Annotated in this window: 14 protein-coding genes and 1 tRNA gene; 12 read left to right on the plus strand and 3 right to left on the minus strand. The window is 71.8% G+C overall.

The window, feature by feature from the left end:
* Positions 1-32 precede the first annotated feature (32 nt).
* The 7 genes from DEI95_RS06445 to DEI95_RS06475 all read left to right on the plus strand — a co-directional run bounded on the left by DEI95_RS06445 (position 33) and on the right by DEI95_RS06475 (position 10,166).
* A complete protein-coding gene (locus DEI95_RS06445) occupies positions 33-3,068 on the plus strand; it encodes a glycoside hydrolase family 38 C-terminal domain-containing protein (RefSeq protein ID WP_111059737.1) in 3,036 nt (1,011 codons plus the stop codon).
* A 124-nt stretch (positions 3,069-3,192) separates the two neighbouring features.
* Positions 3,193-4,170 carry an endo-beta-N-acetylglucosaminidase H gene (locus DEI95_RS06450; RefSeq protein WP_111059738.1) on the plus strand — a complete coding sequence of 326 codons (978 nt, stop codon included), beginning with the start codon at positions 3,193-3,195 and terminating at the stop codon, positions 4,168-4,170.
* Between the two features lie 15 nt (positions 4,171-4,185).
* The gene (locus DEI95_RS06455; protein WP_111059739.1) at positions 4,186-7,476 is read left to right on the plus strand and encodes a GH92 family glycosyl hydrolase; all 3,291 of its coding nucleotides are present in this window, start codon (positions 4,186-4,188) and stop codon (positions 7,474-7,476) included.
* Between the two features lie 67 nt (positions 7,477-7,543).
* Positions 7,544-8,404 (plus strand): alpha/beta fold hydrolase, encoded by an 861-nt coding sequence (locus DEI95_RS06460; RefSeq protein ID WP_111059740.1) that lies wholly within the window; start codon positions 7,544-7,546, stop codon positions 8,402-8,404.
* On the plus strand, positions 8,397-8,966 hold the full coding sequence (locus tag DEI95_RS06465; protein WP_111059741.1) for a TetR/AcrR family transcriptional regulator: 570 nt from the start codon (positions 8,397-8,399) through the stop codon (positions 8,964-8,966). The genes DEI95_RS06460 and DEI95_RS06465 overlap by 8 nt, the downstream gene beginning before the upstream one ends.
* The gene (locus DEI95_RS06470; protein ID WP_111059742.1) at positions 8,963-9,346 is read left to right on the plus strand and encodes a hypothetical protein; all 384 of its coding nucleotides are present in this window, start codon (positions 8,963-8,965) and stop codon (positions 9,344-9,346) included. Before DEI95_RS06465 ends, DEI95_RS06470 begins: the two co-directional genes overlap by 4 nt.
* A 163-nt stretch (positions 9,347-9,509) precedes the next feature.
* Positions 9,510-10,166 carry a hypothetical protein gene (locus tag DEI95_RS06475; RefSeq protein ID WP_111059743.1) on the plus strand — a complete coding sequence of 219 codons (657 nt, stop codon included), beginning with the start codon at positions 9,510-9,512 and terminating at the stop codon, positions 10,164-10,166.
* On the opposite strand, the gene DEI95_RS06480 is transcribed toward DEI95_RS06475, so the two are convergent.
* The gene (locus tag DEI95_RS06480) at positions 10,134-10,799 is read right to left on the minus strand and encodes a CatA-like O-acetyltransferase (RefSeq protein WP_111059744.1); all 666 of its coding nucleotides are present in this window, start codon (positions 10,797-10,799) and stop codon (positions 10,134-10,136) included. The two genes, DEI95_RS06475 and DEI95_RS06480, sit on opposite strands and share 33 nt — an antisense overlap.
* A gap of 57 nt (positions 10,800-10,856) precedes the next feature.
* Here DEI95_RS06480 and DEI95_RS06485 point away from each other — a divergent pair, with 57 nt between their 5' ends.
* From DEI95_RS06485 to DEI95_RS06500, 4 genes are read left to right on the plus strand one after another with little or no spacing between them, the layout of a single operon-like run.
* Positions 10,857-11,399 (plus strand): GNAT family N-acetyltransferase, encoded by a 543-nt coding sequence (locus DEI95_RS06485; protein WP_181436218.1) that lies wholly within the window; start codon positions 10,857-10,859, stop codon positions 11,397-11,399.
* Positions 11,396-11,935: a GNAT family N-acetyltransferase gene (locus tag DEI95_RS06490; RefSeq protein WP_111059746.1), complete on the plus strand. Its 540-nt coding sequence runs from the start codon at positions 11,396-11,398 to the stop codon at positions 11,933-11,935. Before DEI95_RS06485 ends, DEI95_RS06490 begins: the two co-directional genes overlap by 4 nt.
* A 33-nt stretch (positions 11,936-11,968) precedes the next feature.
* Positions 11,969-12,439 (plus strand): hypothetical protein, encoded by a 471-nt coding sequence (locus DEI95_RS06495; RefSeq protein ID WP_111059747.1) that lies wholly within the window; start codon positions 11,969-11,971, stop codon positions 12,437-12,439.
* The gene (locus DEI95_RS06500; protein ID WP_110890217.1) at positions 12,439-12,753 is read left to right on the plus strand and encodes a transcriptional regulator; all 315 of its coding nucleotides are present in this window, start codon (positions 12,439-12,441) and stop codon (positions 12,751-12,753) included. Before DEI95_RS06495 ends, DEI95_RS06500 begins: the two co-directional genes overlap by 1 nt.
* A 19-nt stretch (positions 12,754-12,772) precedes the next feature.
* Here DEI95_RS06500 and DEI95_RS06505 read toward each other — a convergent pair whose 3' ends face one another.
* Both DEI95_RS06505 and DEI95_RS06510 read right to left on the minus strand, forming a co-directional pair.
* Positions 12,773-13,498, minus strand: a complete 726-nt coding sequence (locus DEI95_RS06505) for a hypothetical protein (RefSeq protein WP_111059748.1) — start codon at positions 13,496-13,498, stop codon at positions 12,773-12,775.
* A 144-nt stretch (positions 13,499-13,642) separates the two neighbouring features.
* Positions 13,643-13,716 (minus strand) — tRNA-Gly (locus DEI95_RS06510).
* Positions 13,717-13,769: 53 nt separating this feature from the next.
* Between DEI95_RS06510 and DEI95_RS06515 the strand changes: the two genes are divergently transcribed.
* Positions 13,770-14,033: a hypothetical protein gene (locus DEI95_RS06515; protein ID WP_111059749.1), complete on the plus strand. Its 264-nt coding sequence runs from the start codon at positions 13,770-13,772 to the stop codon at positions 14,031-14,033.
* Positions 14,034-14,161: the final 128 nt, after the last annotated feature.

The raw sequence follows: 14,161 nt of genomic DNA on the forward strand, positions 1-14,161 counted from the left end.
ACCCGGACGGACACCGCCGTCCCGGAGGACCAATGCACGACGACATCCCGCTCACCATCGGCCGCGCACGCCGTGTCCTCGACGAGCGCATCCTGCCCGAGGTGCACGCCACCGCCGTCCCGCTCGACACCGCCTGGCACGAGCTGCCCGGCGAGCCGATCGCCCCCGCGGAGGGCCTGACGCTCGACTTCGAACCGTACGAGGTCGGCACTCCGTGGGGTGCCGCGTGGGGGACCACCTGGTTCCGCCTGTCGGGCACCGTCCCCGCGGAGTGGGCCGGCCAGCGGGTCGAGGCGCTCGTCGACCTCGGGTTCGACAAGAACATGCCCGGCTTCCAGTGCGAGGGGCTCGTCTACCTGTCCGACGGCACCCCGGTGAAGTCGCTCAACCCCCGCAACCAGTGGGTGCTCATCACGGAAGCAGCCGTCGGCGGCGAGACCGTCGAGTTCTTCGTCGAGGCAGCGTCCAACCCGGTGCTGCTCGACTACCACCCCTTCCTCGTCACGCAGGAGGGCGACATCCGGACGTCGTCCCCGAAACGGCTGTACACGAGCCGCCGGATGGACCTCGCCGTGTTCGCCGCCGAGGTGCACGAGCTCGCGCTCGACATCGACGTCCTGCTCGAACTGCAGGAGGAGCTGCCGCAGGGCCCCCGGCGCATGCGGATCCTCCAGGCGCTCGACGACGCCCTCGACGCCCTCGACCTGCAGCACATCCCGGAGACCGCGCCGGACGCCCGTGCGGCGCTCGCCGAGGTGCTCGCCGCACCCGCCGAGGCCTCCGCGCACCGGATCTCCGCCGTCGGCCACGCGCACATCGACTCCGCCTGGCTCTGGCCGGTGCGCGAGACGATCCGCAAGGTCGCCCGCACCACGTCGAGCATGACCGAGCTCATCGGCCAGACGGACGACTTCCTCTACGGCATGTCCAGCGCGCAGCAGTACGCCTGGATCAAGGAGCACCGGCCCGAGGTCTACGCGAAGGTCAAGGACGCCGTCGCCGCCGGCCGGTTCCTGCCCCTCGGCGGGATGTGGGTCGAGTCCGACACGGTGATGCCGACGGGCGAGAGCATCGTCCGGCACTTCTCCCAGGGCCAGCGGTTCTTCGAGCGCGAGTTCGGCATCCGACCGAAGGGCGTCTGGCTGCCGGACAGCTTCGGCTACTCGCCGGCCCTTCCGCAGCTCATGCGTCGCGCGGGCTTCGAGTGGTTCTTCACGCAGAAGATCTCGTGGAACCAGGTGAACAAGTTCCCGCACCACACGTTCCTGTGGGAGGGCATCGACGGGTCACGGGTGTTCTCGCACTTCCCGTCGATGGACACGTACAACTCGCGGCTGTCCGGCTCCGAGGTCGCGAAGGCCGCCCGGCAGTTCCGGGAGAACCGGCTCGCCTCCGGGTCGATCGCGCCGGTCGGCTGGGGTGACGGCGGCGGCGGCACCACCCGCGAGATGACCGGCACGGCGGCGCGTCTGGCCGACCTCGAGGGCAGCGCCCGCGTCACGTGGGAGCACCCGGACGCGTTCTTCGACCGGGCCAAGAGCGAGTTGGAGAACCCGCCCGTGTGGGTCGGCGAGCTCTACCTCGAGCTGCACCGCGCGACCCTGACGAGCCAGCACCAGACGAAGCAGGGCAACCGGCGGAGCGAGCACCTGCTCGTCGAGGCCGAGCTGTGGTGCGCCACGGCCGCTGCCCGCACCGACTTCGCCTACCCGTACGACGAGCTCGACGCGCTCTGGCAGCAGGTCCTCCTCCAGCAGTTCCACGACATCCTGCCGGGCACCTCGATCGCGTGGGTGCACCGTGAGGCCGTCGAGCGGTACGCGGAGATCGCGGCCCGACTGGAGGCCCTCATCGCCGCCGCCCTGTCGGCGCTCGCCGGCGACGGGGACGCGACGGTCGTCGTCAACCCGGCCCCGAGCCTCCACGGCGGCGCCCTGGCGCAGAGCGCGATCCTGACGACCGACCTGGAGGCGACCACCCCGGTCCGCCTCGAGGAGGCCGACGGCGGCTTCGTGCTCGCGAACGACCTGGTCCGCGTCGTCGTCGACGGCCGCGGACTCGTCACGAGCGCCGTCGACCTGGCCACCGGTCGCGACGCGATCGCACCGGGCCAGGTCGCGAACCTGCTCCAGCTGCACCAGGACTTCCCGAACATGTGGGACGCGTGGGACGTCGACCGGTACTACCGGAACCGCGTCGACGACCTGGTCGACGTGACCGCCCTGCGCGGCTCGGTCGACGAGGACGGGACCGCCCGCGTCTCGGTGTCGCGCTCGTTCAGCGAGTCGACGCTCACGCAGGAGATCACGCTCGCGCCCGGCACCCGGACGCTCGAGTTCGACCAGGTCACGGACTGGCACGAGACCGAGAAGTTCCTCAAGGTCGCGTTCCCGCTCGACGTCCGTGCCGAGCACACCATCGCGGAGACGCAGTTCGGCGCGCAGAAGCGGGTGACACACACGAACACCTCGTGGGAAGCCGCGAAGTTCGAGACGTCCATGCACCGGTACGTGCTCGTCGAGGAGCCCGGGTTCGGCGTGGCGCTCGTCAACGACTCGATCCACGGGTTCGACGTCACGCGCGACGCGGTCGACGGGCACGTCACGACGACGGTCCGGCTCTCGCTGCTCCGCGCACCGCGGTTCCCCGACCCCGAGACGGACCAGGGCGTGCAGACGCACCGGTACGGCCTGGTGATCGGGACCGACGTCGTCGGGGCGACCGCCGCGGGCACGGTCATGAACACGTCCGTCCGACGGATCACCGGTGCGCACGGCTTCGTCTCGCTCGTCCAGGCCTCCGGTGACGTCGTGGTCTCGGCCGTCAAGCTCGCCGACGACCGCTCGGGTGACCTGGTCGTCCGCGTGTACGAGCCGGCGGGCCGACGCGGGACCGGGGGCCTGGCGGTCGACGGGCCGTTCGGCGAGCCGGTCGAGGTCACGCTGCTCGAGGAGACGGACCCGGCGCTGCCCGGCGTCGCCGCGGTCACCGACGGGGTGGCGGCCTTCCCGGTCGACGCCTTCGAGGTCCGCACCTTCCGCTTCCCGCGCACGAGCGAGGAGCGCTGACGGCGGCCAACTGAGACCCCCGCCGCCGGGACTTCGGGTGTCCCGGCGGCGGGTCCCACGGCCGGACCGGTCGTGGACCACGGCGGCACCTCGTCGCCGCGGACACCACTCGAAGAGGAGTGTCATGCAGAAGACCATGAAGATCGGGATCGTGGCGGCGTTGGTCGCCATGGTGGCGGCGCCGATGGTGCCCGCCGCCGCGTCGGCGGCTCCCGGCGGGCCGGCAGCGGCAGCACACGGCCACGGGCACGGGCACGGCCACGGCCACGGACACGGACACGGCCGCCCGGGGCACACGGCTCCGACCAAGTCCGGGCCGACGAGCATCGCCTACGTCGAGGTGAACAACGACGAGCTCCGGAACGTCGGCCGGTACACACTCGAGAACGGCGCCAACGCGTTCGACGTGGCGATCATCTTCGCGGCGAACATCAACCGTGACGCGGACGGCGACGCGGTCCTGTACGCCAACGAGAACGTGCAGCGCACGCTCGACCAGGCGGCGACCCAGATCCGCCCGCTGCAGGCCAAGGGCATCAAGGTCACGCTCTCGGTGCTCGGCAACCACCAGGGCACGGGCCTGGCCAACTTCACGTCGAAGGCGGACGCGCGGGACTTCGCGGCGCAGGTGTCGGCGACCGTCGAGAAGTACGGGCTGGACGGCGTCGACCTCGACGACGAGTACTCGGACTACGGCGTGGACGGCACCCCGCAGCCGAACGACCAGTCGATCGGCTGGCTCATCTCGGCGCTCCGAGCGGACATGCCCGGCAAGATCATCTCGTTCTACGACATCGGCCCGTCGTCGACGTCGCTGCAGCACGAGAAGCCGTCGATCGGCAAGAAGCTCGACTACGCCTGGAACCCCTACTACGGCACCTACACGGCGCCGAGCATCCCCGGCGTGCCGAAGTCGAAGCTCTCGGCCGCGGCGGTCGACATCCAGAACACCCCGGTGGACCTGGCCGTCACGCTCGCCGAGCGCACCAAGGCAGACGGGTACGGCGTCTTCATGACGTACAACCTGCCGGACGGAGACGTCAGCCCCTACGTGTCGCAGTTCACGCAGGTGCTCTACGGTCAGTCCGCCGTCTACAAGTAGGGGAACGACCGATCCATGAGTGACGAGCGCCGTGGCGGCCCGACCACCGACAGCCCGACGAACACCGGCCCCGTGACCGCGGTCGCGGCCCGGAACGGAGTCGGGTTCGTCGCCCAGCAGGCGACCCTGATCGAACAGACCGACCCGAGGGGGTCCGTGCAGGTCGTCCCCGGGTTCGCCGGACGGGAGGTCGGGCCCACCGACGTCCTGACCTGGGTCTGGTTCCCGGAGCGGTCGCTGCCCGAGGGGCAGACCGAACCGGGGGTCTCGGACCTCGACCGGTTCTGGGCCGCCACGGCGTTCGCACTCGACGTCGTCTTCACCGACGGCACCCGGCTCAGTGACGGCGTCGGTGACGCTCTCGCACGCGACCAGTACGGGGACGCCGTCACACCGGAGGCGCAGGACGACGCCCGCAAGCAGTGGGTCGACCAGTGGAACCGGCGGACCGTCGACCTGTCGGCGCTCGCCGGCAAGGTCGTGGACCGCCTGGAGGCCCGACTCGGCCGCGCAGACGGGCCAGCGTCCGCTGCCGGGCCGGATCCGGCGGTGGACAGGGCTGCCCGGGCCGACGCCGGGCCGGCCGCAGACGCGGCGTCGGCCGCATCCGGCCGCACCGTGCGCGGTTGGCTCGACGACGTCCGGATCGAGCCGGCCGGCCCCGGGACCGGTGCCGTGCCTCCCGGCGGTCGCCCGCTCGACTCCGTCCGCACCACCCGGGGCACGCACTCGTCGGGCACGTTCTCGCGCGGGAACAACGCCCCGCTCGTCGGACTCCCGCACGGCGGGGTGTTCGGCCTGCCGATGACGAACGCGTCCGACAGCCGGTGGCCGTACGCCTACCAGGAGCACAACCGCCCGAGCGACAACCGCCCGGCGATCCAGGCGTTCGCGACGAGCCACCTGCCCTCGCCGTGGATGGCCGACCGCGGGGTGTTCCAGGTCATGCCCTCCCCGCTCGCCGAGCCCGACGTCGACCGGACCGCCCGCGCGCTCGGGTTCGACCACGTCGACGAGCTCGACGGACCACACCGGTACCGGGTCGGCCTCGACGAGGGCGTCACCGCGGAGATGACCGCGGGGGAGTTCGCCCTGGCCTGGCGGTTCACCGGTGTCCGCAGCGTCGTGCTCGACCACCACGGGGTGCTCCGCTCGTGTTCGGTCCGGCTCGAGGACGGTGCGGTGGTCGTCGACGCCCTGCTCGACGACCGCCCCGAGACTCCGCCGCACCACGTCCACGTCCGGATCATCAACGCGGTCGCCGAGCACACCACCGTCGTCGACGGGGAGCTCCGCGGGTGGGTCGAGGTCACCGGGGACACCGACGTGCTGCTCGGCATCTCCACCGTCTCCGCCGAGGACGCCGTCGCGAACCTGCGTGCAGCGGGCGACTTCACCGCGATGCGCGAGCAGGCCGAGGACCGGTGGGTCGCCGAACTCGACGTGCTCCAGGTCGAGGGCGCCACCGACGACCAGCTCGTCTCGCTGTACTCCGGGCTGTACCGGGCGTTCCTCTACCCGACGCGCGCGGGGGAGACCGCTCTGGACGGGACACCGCGCCACCGTTCCCCGTACGGCGACGTCCTGTCCGAGCCGATCCGGGACCAGCCCGGACCCGAGGTCGTCGACGGGCCGCTCACCACGACGAACGGGTTCTGGGACACCTACCGCACCGCGTGGCCGCTGCTCGCGCTCCTCACCCCGGACACGGCGGCCGACCTTGCCGAGGGCGTCGTCGGACACTTCACCGACGGCGGGTGGACCCCGCGCTGGAGTGCCCCCGGCGCCGAGGACGTCATGACCGGCACCACGAGCGACACGGTCTTCGCCGACCTCGTGGCCAAGGGCGTCGACGGGTTCGACGTCGAGCAGGCCTACCGGTCGGCGGTGCGGAACGCGACCGTCCCCGCGCGCGACCGACGGGTCGGACGGAAGGGGAGCCTCCCGGGCCTGTTCCGCGGGTACGTCGACACGGCGACCGGCGAGGGCATGTCGTGGACCCTCGACGCGGCCATCAACGACTGGGGTGTCGCCGTCCTGGCGCGGGTGATGGCCGAGCGTGCCGCGGCTGCCGGCGACGCCGCGGGCGAGGCACGGTACCGGGCCGAGCACGAGTGGTTCGCCCGTCGGTCCCTGCAGTACCGGAACGTCTTCGACCGGGAGCGCGGGTTCTTCATCGGCCGGACACCGGACGGTTCGTGGCGGGACGACTCCGACCCCGACGGCGGCTTCGACCCCGACGTGTGGGGGAGCGACTACACCGAGACGAACGCCTGGGGCACGATGTTCACCGCCCCGCACGACGGTGCCGGCATCGTCGACCTGCACGGCGGCCCGACGGCGTTCGACGAGGCGTTCGCCCGCTTCTCCGAGCGCCGCGAGACGGGCGGCACCGATCGCTCCGGCTCGTACGGGTTCGCGATCCACGAGATGACCGAGGCCCGCGACATCCGCATGGGCATGCTCGGACTGTCGAACCAGCCCGCGCACCACATCCCGTTCTTCCCCATGTTCACCGGCCGGCACGACGACGCACACCGCATCGTCCGCGAGTGCCTCGACCGGCTGTTCGTCGGCTCCGACCTCGGCCAGGGGTACCCCGGCGACGAGGACAACGGCGAGATGAGCGCCTGGTACGTGTTCGCGACGATCGGGCTGTACCCGTTGGCGCCGTCGACCGGCACCTACGTGCTCGTGCCGCCGTCGGTCCGGCGGACGGTGCTGCGTCCGCCGGGGAGTGGTTCGTCCACCGTCATCGAGACCACCGGTACCGGCCGGTTCATCGGCGCCGTCACGGTCGACGACGAGCCGTGGGGGTCCATCAGCATCCCGCACGCGGTGGTGGTCGGGGCGTCGCGGATCGTCGTCGCGCTGTCGGAGACGCCGGTCGGGTGGGCTGCGGACACGCGCCCGACCTCGGCGTCCGAGCAGCACGGGTACCGGGACACCCCGGACGACGTCCTGCCGGTCGGGGCCTCACCGCTCACGGACGACACCGGGCTGACCCAGGTGGCACTCGCCGCGGGGGAGAGCGTCGTGGTGCCGGTCACGGTCGCGGCGGCATCGCTCGTCACGGTGACCGCGGCCGCGGCGGGGAAGGCATCGTGGCGGATCGTGCTGCGGGACGCCGACGAGCGCGTGGTCCATCAGCTCGACGCGCAGGACGAGGAGTTCGTGTGGGCCGGGCAGACACGGGTGTTCCCGTTCGCCGGCGGGGTCAGCGCGGGGACGCTCTCGTTCGAGGCCGTGACGCCCGTCACGCTGACGCAGCTGCAGTGCATCGCAGCCGACGGGGGTCCGTCCTGACCGGGTGTTGACACGTCCTGGCTACGGGTATTAGCTTATGGCTAACACTCGTAGCCAGGAGGCGCTCATGCTCGAACACATCGAACTCGACGGCGGCACGATCGCGGTCGACGTCAGCGGCACCGGTCCGCTCGTCGTCCTCGCACACGGCATGGGTGACAGTCGCCACTCGTACCGGTTCCTCGTCCCGGAGCTCGTCGCTGCCGGCTACCGGGTCGCGAACGTCGACATCCGCGGCTGCGGGGACTCGAGCACCGGCTGGTCCGGCTACGAGCGCGCCGACATCGCCGCGGACCTCGTGGCCGTCGTGCGGCACCTCGGCGGCCCCGCCCTCATCGTCGGGCAGTCGATCAGCGGCGGTGCCGCGACCATCGCGGCCGCGGACGCACCCGACGTCGTCGCCGGCATCGTCGAGCTGGCTCCCTTCACCCGCGCACAGTCGTTCGACCTCGGCGGGTTCCTCCGCAACCGCAACCAGCACCGTGCCGGGACGTTCCGACTCCTCACGGTCATGACGACCGGCAGCCTGCCGGGTTGGCTCGCCTACCTCGACATCGCCGTGCCCACCAAGCCCGCCGACTGGACGGAGGAGCGTCGCCGCATCGAGGACACGCTCCGGCAGCCCGAGCGCATGGCCGTCCTCCGCGCCATGACGAAGACCTCGCCGACCGACGCCGGCGCCCGGCTCGCCGACGTCCGCTGCCCGGTCCTCGTCATCGAGGGCAGCGCCGACCCGGACTGGGCCGACCCCGCCGCCGAGGGACGTCGGGTCCTCGCCGACCTGCCGTCCGGTCTCGGCGAGCTCGCCGTGATCGAGGGAGCCGGGCACTACCCGCACACCGAGACCCCGGCCGAGGTCCTGGCGCTCCTGCTCCCGTTCCTCGGCCGCACCCTCGCCGCGATGCCGATCGAGGACGATCGTGCCTAGGGCCGGACTCGACGCGGCGGTCGTCACCGAGGCCGCCGCCGCGCTCGCCGACGAGAACGGGCTCGCGCAGGTGAGCATGAGCACCGTCGCGGAACGGCTCGGCGTCAAGGCGCCGTCGCTCTACAAGCACGTCGACGGTCTCACCGACCTCACCCGACGGATCGCGGTCGTCGCGGTCGCGGAACTCAGCGAAGCGCTGCGGGACGCGACGCAGGGGCGGGCCGGGAGGGACGCCCTGGCCGCCGCCGCCGGTGCGGTCCGCCGGTACGTGCGTGAGCACCCCGGTCGCTACGCGGCCACGACCGGGGCCCGTCCCGCCGACGCCGACGACCCGCTCACCCTCGCACTCGACCGGACGCTGTCGTCGTTCTCCGCCGTCCTCCGCGACTACGGCCTCGACCCGGCGGACGAGGTCCACGCGCTCCGGATGCTCCGCAGCGTGCTGCACGGCTTCGCGACGCTCGAGGTCTCCGGCGGATTCCAGATGGGGACCGACGTCGACGAGAGCTTCACGTGGATGATCGACTTCCTCGACCGCGGCCTGCGCGCCGGCCCACGATGAGCGTCGGACACGACCCCGTCCGCGGCGGCCTCCGCGCCGGCGCGGAACTCGTCGCCTGGGTGGCCGTACCGTGGGCACTCTGGCCGCACTCGATCGCGCTCGCGATCGGGGCCGTGCTCCTGCTGCTCGTCCCGCCCGCCGTGTTCTCGACGCCCGGTGACCGGCCGGGCGGCGACGCACCGGTCGCGACGCACGGCATCGTCACGATCGTGTCGGTCCTGGCGCACCTCGTCGGCGCGACCGTCGCCGCGTGGGTGATCTGGCCGTCCTGGCTGGCCGTCGTCGTCACCGCACTGTGCGTGACCGTCGCGGTCACCGAAGTGCCCCGGTGGCGGTCGCAGCTGGCCTGGCGCCGGATGCCGTGGGCCGCTGTGTCCTGACCTTCGTCCGTGACCCGTCGGCCTGGCAGTGGGCAGCTGTGGCGCTGTCCGGACCGGGTGTCGTCCTTCTCGAGTCGTCACCGCCCTGCGGTATGCGCTGTCCGGCGAGCCGGACGCGTCGGACTTCCGGTCGCCTCGTGACGAGCGGTGAGACGCTGGGGTCGTGATCGACCCGCCCGACTCTGCCGTCTTCGTCGCACCCGACGGGGATGTCTACGTGGACCGCGACGGCCCCGGCGTCGCCACCGTCCGGCGGTGGCGCGACCGGTACGACCCCGTGGCCGTCCGCCGGCGACAGCGACGGGCGGCATGGGGATGGACACTGCTCGCACTCCTGACCGTCGCACTGGTGGCGGCAGCGGGCCTCGGGGTCGGGCTCCTGGTGTCGGGCTCGTTCCTGCGCGCCACGGTGTTCGGTGCAGGTGGGGTCGTGATCGGGATCTGGTTCTGCCTCGGAGCCGCGTCGGTGCTCATCTCGGGTGACCCGAGGAACGCGGCTGTGCCCGTCGTGCCCGTCCCGGCCGAGGTGCTGACCGCAGCGCAGGCGGACGCGAGCGCTGCCGATGTGTGGCGGTGGAGCGTCGCCGTGGCGACCGAGGCCGACCGACGTCGGACGATCGGGTACGAGACGTACGTCGAGCGTCCGCACATGCAGAAGCAGGCCGACGACGCACGGGAGCAGTACGCAGTGGTGTACCGGGCGTACCTCGAGGCTGCGCGGGAGTTGGGTGTACCGCCCCGCGAACCGGACATCCCGCTCGAGGTGGCAGATCAGAGCGGCACGGGCTCAGCTGGCGGCTCCGGCGACCCACTGCGGTGATGCGAACAGCTCCTGCAACTCGGTCACCAGACGAGCCGCATGGAAGCCGTCCGCCGCCGCGTGGTGGATCTGGACTGCCAGAGGCATGACGACCCGGTCCTCGGTCCGCCGGTAGCGGCCGATGGTGAAGATCGGCGACAGGTGGTCCCACGCATCCCGGATCCCCAGCGTGAACCCGGTGAACGACGCCCACGGGATGCTCGACACGTCGAACACGTTCGGCGGCATGTCGTCCTGCGGGAAGAGCGAGGACGCCGTGCGGTACCGGTCGAGGACGTCGACGGCCTCACGGCGGAAGGTTGCGAAGTCCTCGCGGTACGGCGTCCACACACTGGCGAACGTCTCCCGTTCCGGGTTGAACACCGTGAACGACGGATGCACGACGTCCCACACGGCCGGGTCTCCGGACGAGTCGAGCGCCATGCGGAACTCCTCGTGTCGGTTGACGATGGTCGACAGCGCCCACATCTGCGCCACGGAACTCCTGACCGGCGTCCCGTGCAGGGCGCCGACCAGTTCGGTGTCGTCGACGTCGATCGTCATCGCGTAGGTGCAGGGAACACGGTGGCGGTAGTGCTCGAAGTGCTCGCGGCGAGGCCAGGTCGCGACGTCGATCGGCCGGAGGGTGTCCATGGTGCCGAGCCTAGGACGGCGATGGTGCAATGCCGTCGGCCCGGTACCGTCGCTCGCATGGGCACCGCGTTCACCATCCGCCGGACCGTCGAGGACGACTGGCCACTGGTCCGCGAGCTCCGGATCGAGAACGCGACCGACAACCCGATCTCGTACGGGGCGACCCTCGAGACGACCCGCGGCATGACGGAGGACGACTGGCGTCTCCGCGCTCGGCGCGGCCAGGGGATCGACACGACCAGCCTCGCCGCGGTCGACGACCTGTCCGGCCGGTGGATCGGGATGATGAGCGCCCAGATCGGGGACGAGGACGGTTCCGACCCGGTCCTGACCGGCGTCTTCGTGTCGCCGGCGTTCCGCGGCCGGACGCACGGCGTCGCCGACGCCCTGCTCGGGGGCATCGTGGACTGGGCGGGCCGCCGCGCGGACCACCTCAGGTCGTACGTGTACGAGCACGGGACGCCGGCGCGGCGCTTCTACTCCCGCCACGGGTTCGTCGAGACGGGCCGGACTCGACCGGTGGGCTTCACCGACGGCGTGACGCTGGAGATGGTCCGAGCACTCGGACAGGTCGGCCGTCCGGGAAGCAGCCCCCGTTGAGCCCGATCCGCCTGGTCACGTCGGAGGACAGCCCGGCGCTGGCTGACCTGCTCGTCCGCAACCGGGAGTTCCTGGCACCGTGGAGCCCGCTCCGGGCCGACGGCCACGAAACCGTCGAGGGCCAGCGCTCGGACATCGCGCTCGTGCTCGACCGACATCAGCGGGGCGAAGCCGCTCCGTTCGTGATCCTCGATGACGACGGCGGGGTCGCTGGCCGGCTGACGTTGAGCGGCATCGTGCGGGGACCCTTCCGGTCGTGCGCGATGGGGTACTGGCTGTCGGAGGACCGAACCGGACGCGGGCTGGCCACCCGGGCTGTGGCGGCGGCGCTCGGCCACGCGTTCGACGAGCTCGCCCTCCACCGGGTCCAGGCCGAGACACTGGTCCACAACACCGCCTCGCAGCGGGTGCTGGCCCGCAACGGCTTCCTGCAGTACGGCCTGGCGCCGCGGTACCTCGAGATCGCAGGCCGGTGGCAGGACCACCTCGTGTTCCAGCGCCTCCGCGATGATCCGCCGGTGGCGCCGACCCGTTGACTTTCCAAGCTGGCAAATGATTGACTTGCCGACATGGAAAACGAGCACGACCTGGCCGGAGCCCGTGAAGCGCTCGCTGCCGTCGAAGCCACCCGCGCCTCCGTCGCCGACCGCCTCGTGACGCCCTGGTGGTACCACCCGACGCTCGGGCTGCTGACCGCCGCCTACCTCGTCGGCTACACGCTCGGTGGCACAGTCGTCCGGATGAGCGTCCTCATCGCCTTCTTCGTCGGACTCGGCGCCCTCGTCTCCGTCTACCGTCGCCGGACCGGTGTCTGGGTCTCCGGACACCGGGCAGGCGCCGCTACCCGATGGGCGGTGGCGATGGGGGTGTCGGCCGTCGTCGTGGTGGTGACCGCCATGGTCGTCCATGCCGCCACGGGCCTCCTCTGGCCGGTGTGGGCGGGTGCCGCGGTCCTGTTCGTCCTGATCGTCGCTCTCGGGCGGCGGTTCGACGCGCGCTTGCGGTCGGAGTTGCGCAGCGGCCACGTGGTGGCGTCCTGATGGCCTCCCCGCTCGACGAGCCGGCGAGCGGCGCCTCTCCGACCTTCGACGAGGTCGTGCATGCCCCGAACCGTTTGCAGATCTGCGCCTTCCTCGACCCGCTGGACGAAGCCGAGTTCTCGGTCGTCCGCGACGCACTCGGTGTGAGCGACTCGGTGACGAGCAAACAGGTGAAGGTGCTGCAGTCGGCCGGCTACCTCACGGTGAGCAAGCCCACCGGCAACGGCCGTGTCAAGACGTGGCTCGCCCTCACCCCGGAGGGTCGGCGCGCGTACCGGGCGCACGTCGCCGCCCTGCGGGTGCTGCTGGGCTGAGTCAGCCTGTGATGGAGCCTCAGGCGTGTTCGGCCAGGTGCGCGCCCCACACGGCGTAGGTGTCCCGGTAGCGGTGCTCCTCCGCCTCCGGACGCCACACCGACCGCGTCAGCTCCTCGGGGAAGCCCACGACGTCGACGCGCGGGTGGTCGGCTGCCACCGCACACGACCGGCGGTTGAGCTCCCGGCCGTGCGCACCGGCCGCGATCCGTGCCGGTCGGGAGAGGCTGCCGGCGTTGTCGAGCGGCGGGATCGCACCGACGAGGACCCGGGCGCCGGGCGGGAGTGCGTCGAGGAGCGCGGCGAGGGTGTCGCGGAGGTGCCGTTCCCAGGTGAGCGGCGACATCACCCGGAGGGCGTCCGTGATGCCGACCATGACGACGACGAGCTCACAGCCACGCAGGTGCTCGCGGTGTCCGTCCACCACGGTCGGCAGGTCCCGCACGCTCGACGACGGGGCGCTCGCGATGGACCACGACGTCCCGCGGCCACGCCGTGCGGCGCGGTGCCGGGCGAAGAACGCCGGCAGGGACAGCTGGTGGGTGCGCACGCCGAGGGAGAGCTCCCCGCGCTCGCCGAGGAACAGGACCCGTGCGACGTCCGTTCCGACGACCGTTCCCTCCGCGGGGTCGTCCGGGTACACGTCCCACGCTGCGTCGGAACGGCGGAAGAGGAACTCGCTGAACCGGCCGACGCGTGCCGGCAGCGTGACGGCGGATCGGACGGCCGTGCGGACTCGTGACATGGGTGCGCCGCCGTCGATCCCTGCGGCAGCGGGTGCGCCGCGCGTCGACGTCCTTCCGGCCAGCGCCACGCTAGTCCTCACGAATGTGGACCATCGGGGTACAGCGCCGTGCGCCGCGACCTTGTGGACGGGACGACGGGAATGTGGAGGGGATGACGGGAATCGAACCCGCGTAGCCAGTTTGGAAGACTGGGGCTCTACCATTGAGCTACATCCCCGCGACCGCGCACGAGTCGCGGCCCCACCACCATACCGGACGAACGACACCGCCATGATCCTGCCGCCGCCGGACGAGTCGTCGCAGCGCACGATCAAGCGTTCCCGGGTGCTCTCGTACGTGCTCGTCGCGGTCGCCGCGGTGGTGCTGTCGCTGCGCCCGGAACTGCTCGGCGACCCGCAGGCGCAGCCGTGGCACGCGCTGCTGCACGTGTGGCGGATCGTGGTCGGTCTGCTGCTCGGGGTCGCCGCGCTGGCCGTCCAGGTGGTCGTCGGGGTGCGCTGGCGACAGGGTCTCCGGAAGTCCGCGGACGACTGACTTCCCCACAACCGAGGGTCCTGCCGGGGATCGCGCATCGCGAGCCCGCTAGACTCATCGAGGTCGTGGGGCCGGACTCGTCCTGCCCGCGCGTCAACAGGCGCACACGACGATCCTGGCCCTCGTAC

Origin of the sequence: Curtobacterium sp. MCBD17_008, assembly GCF_003234475.1 — a bacterium.
GTDB lineage: Bacteria > Actinomycetota > Actinomycetes > Actinomycetales > Microbacteriaceae > Curtobacterium.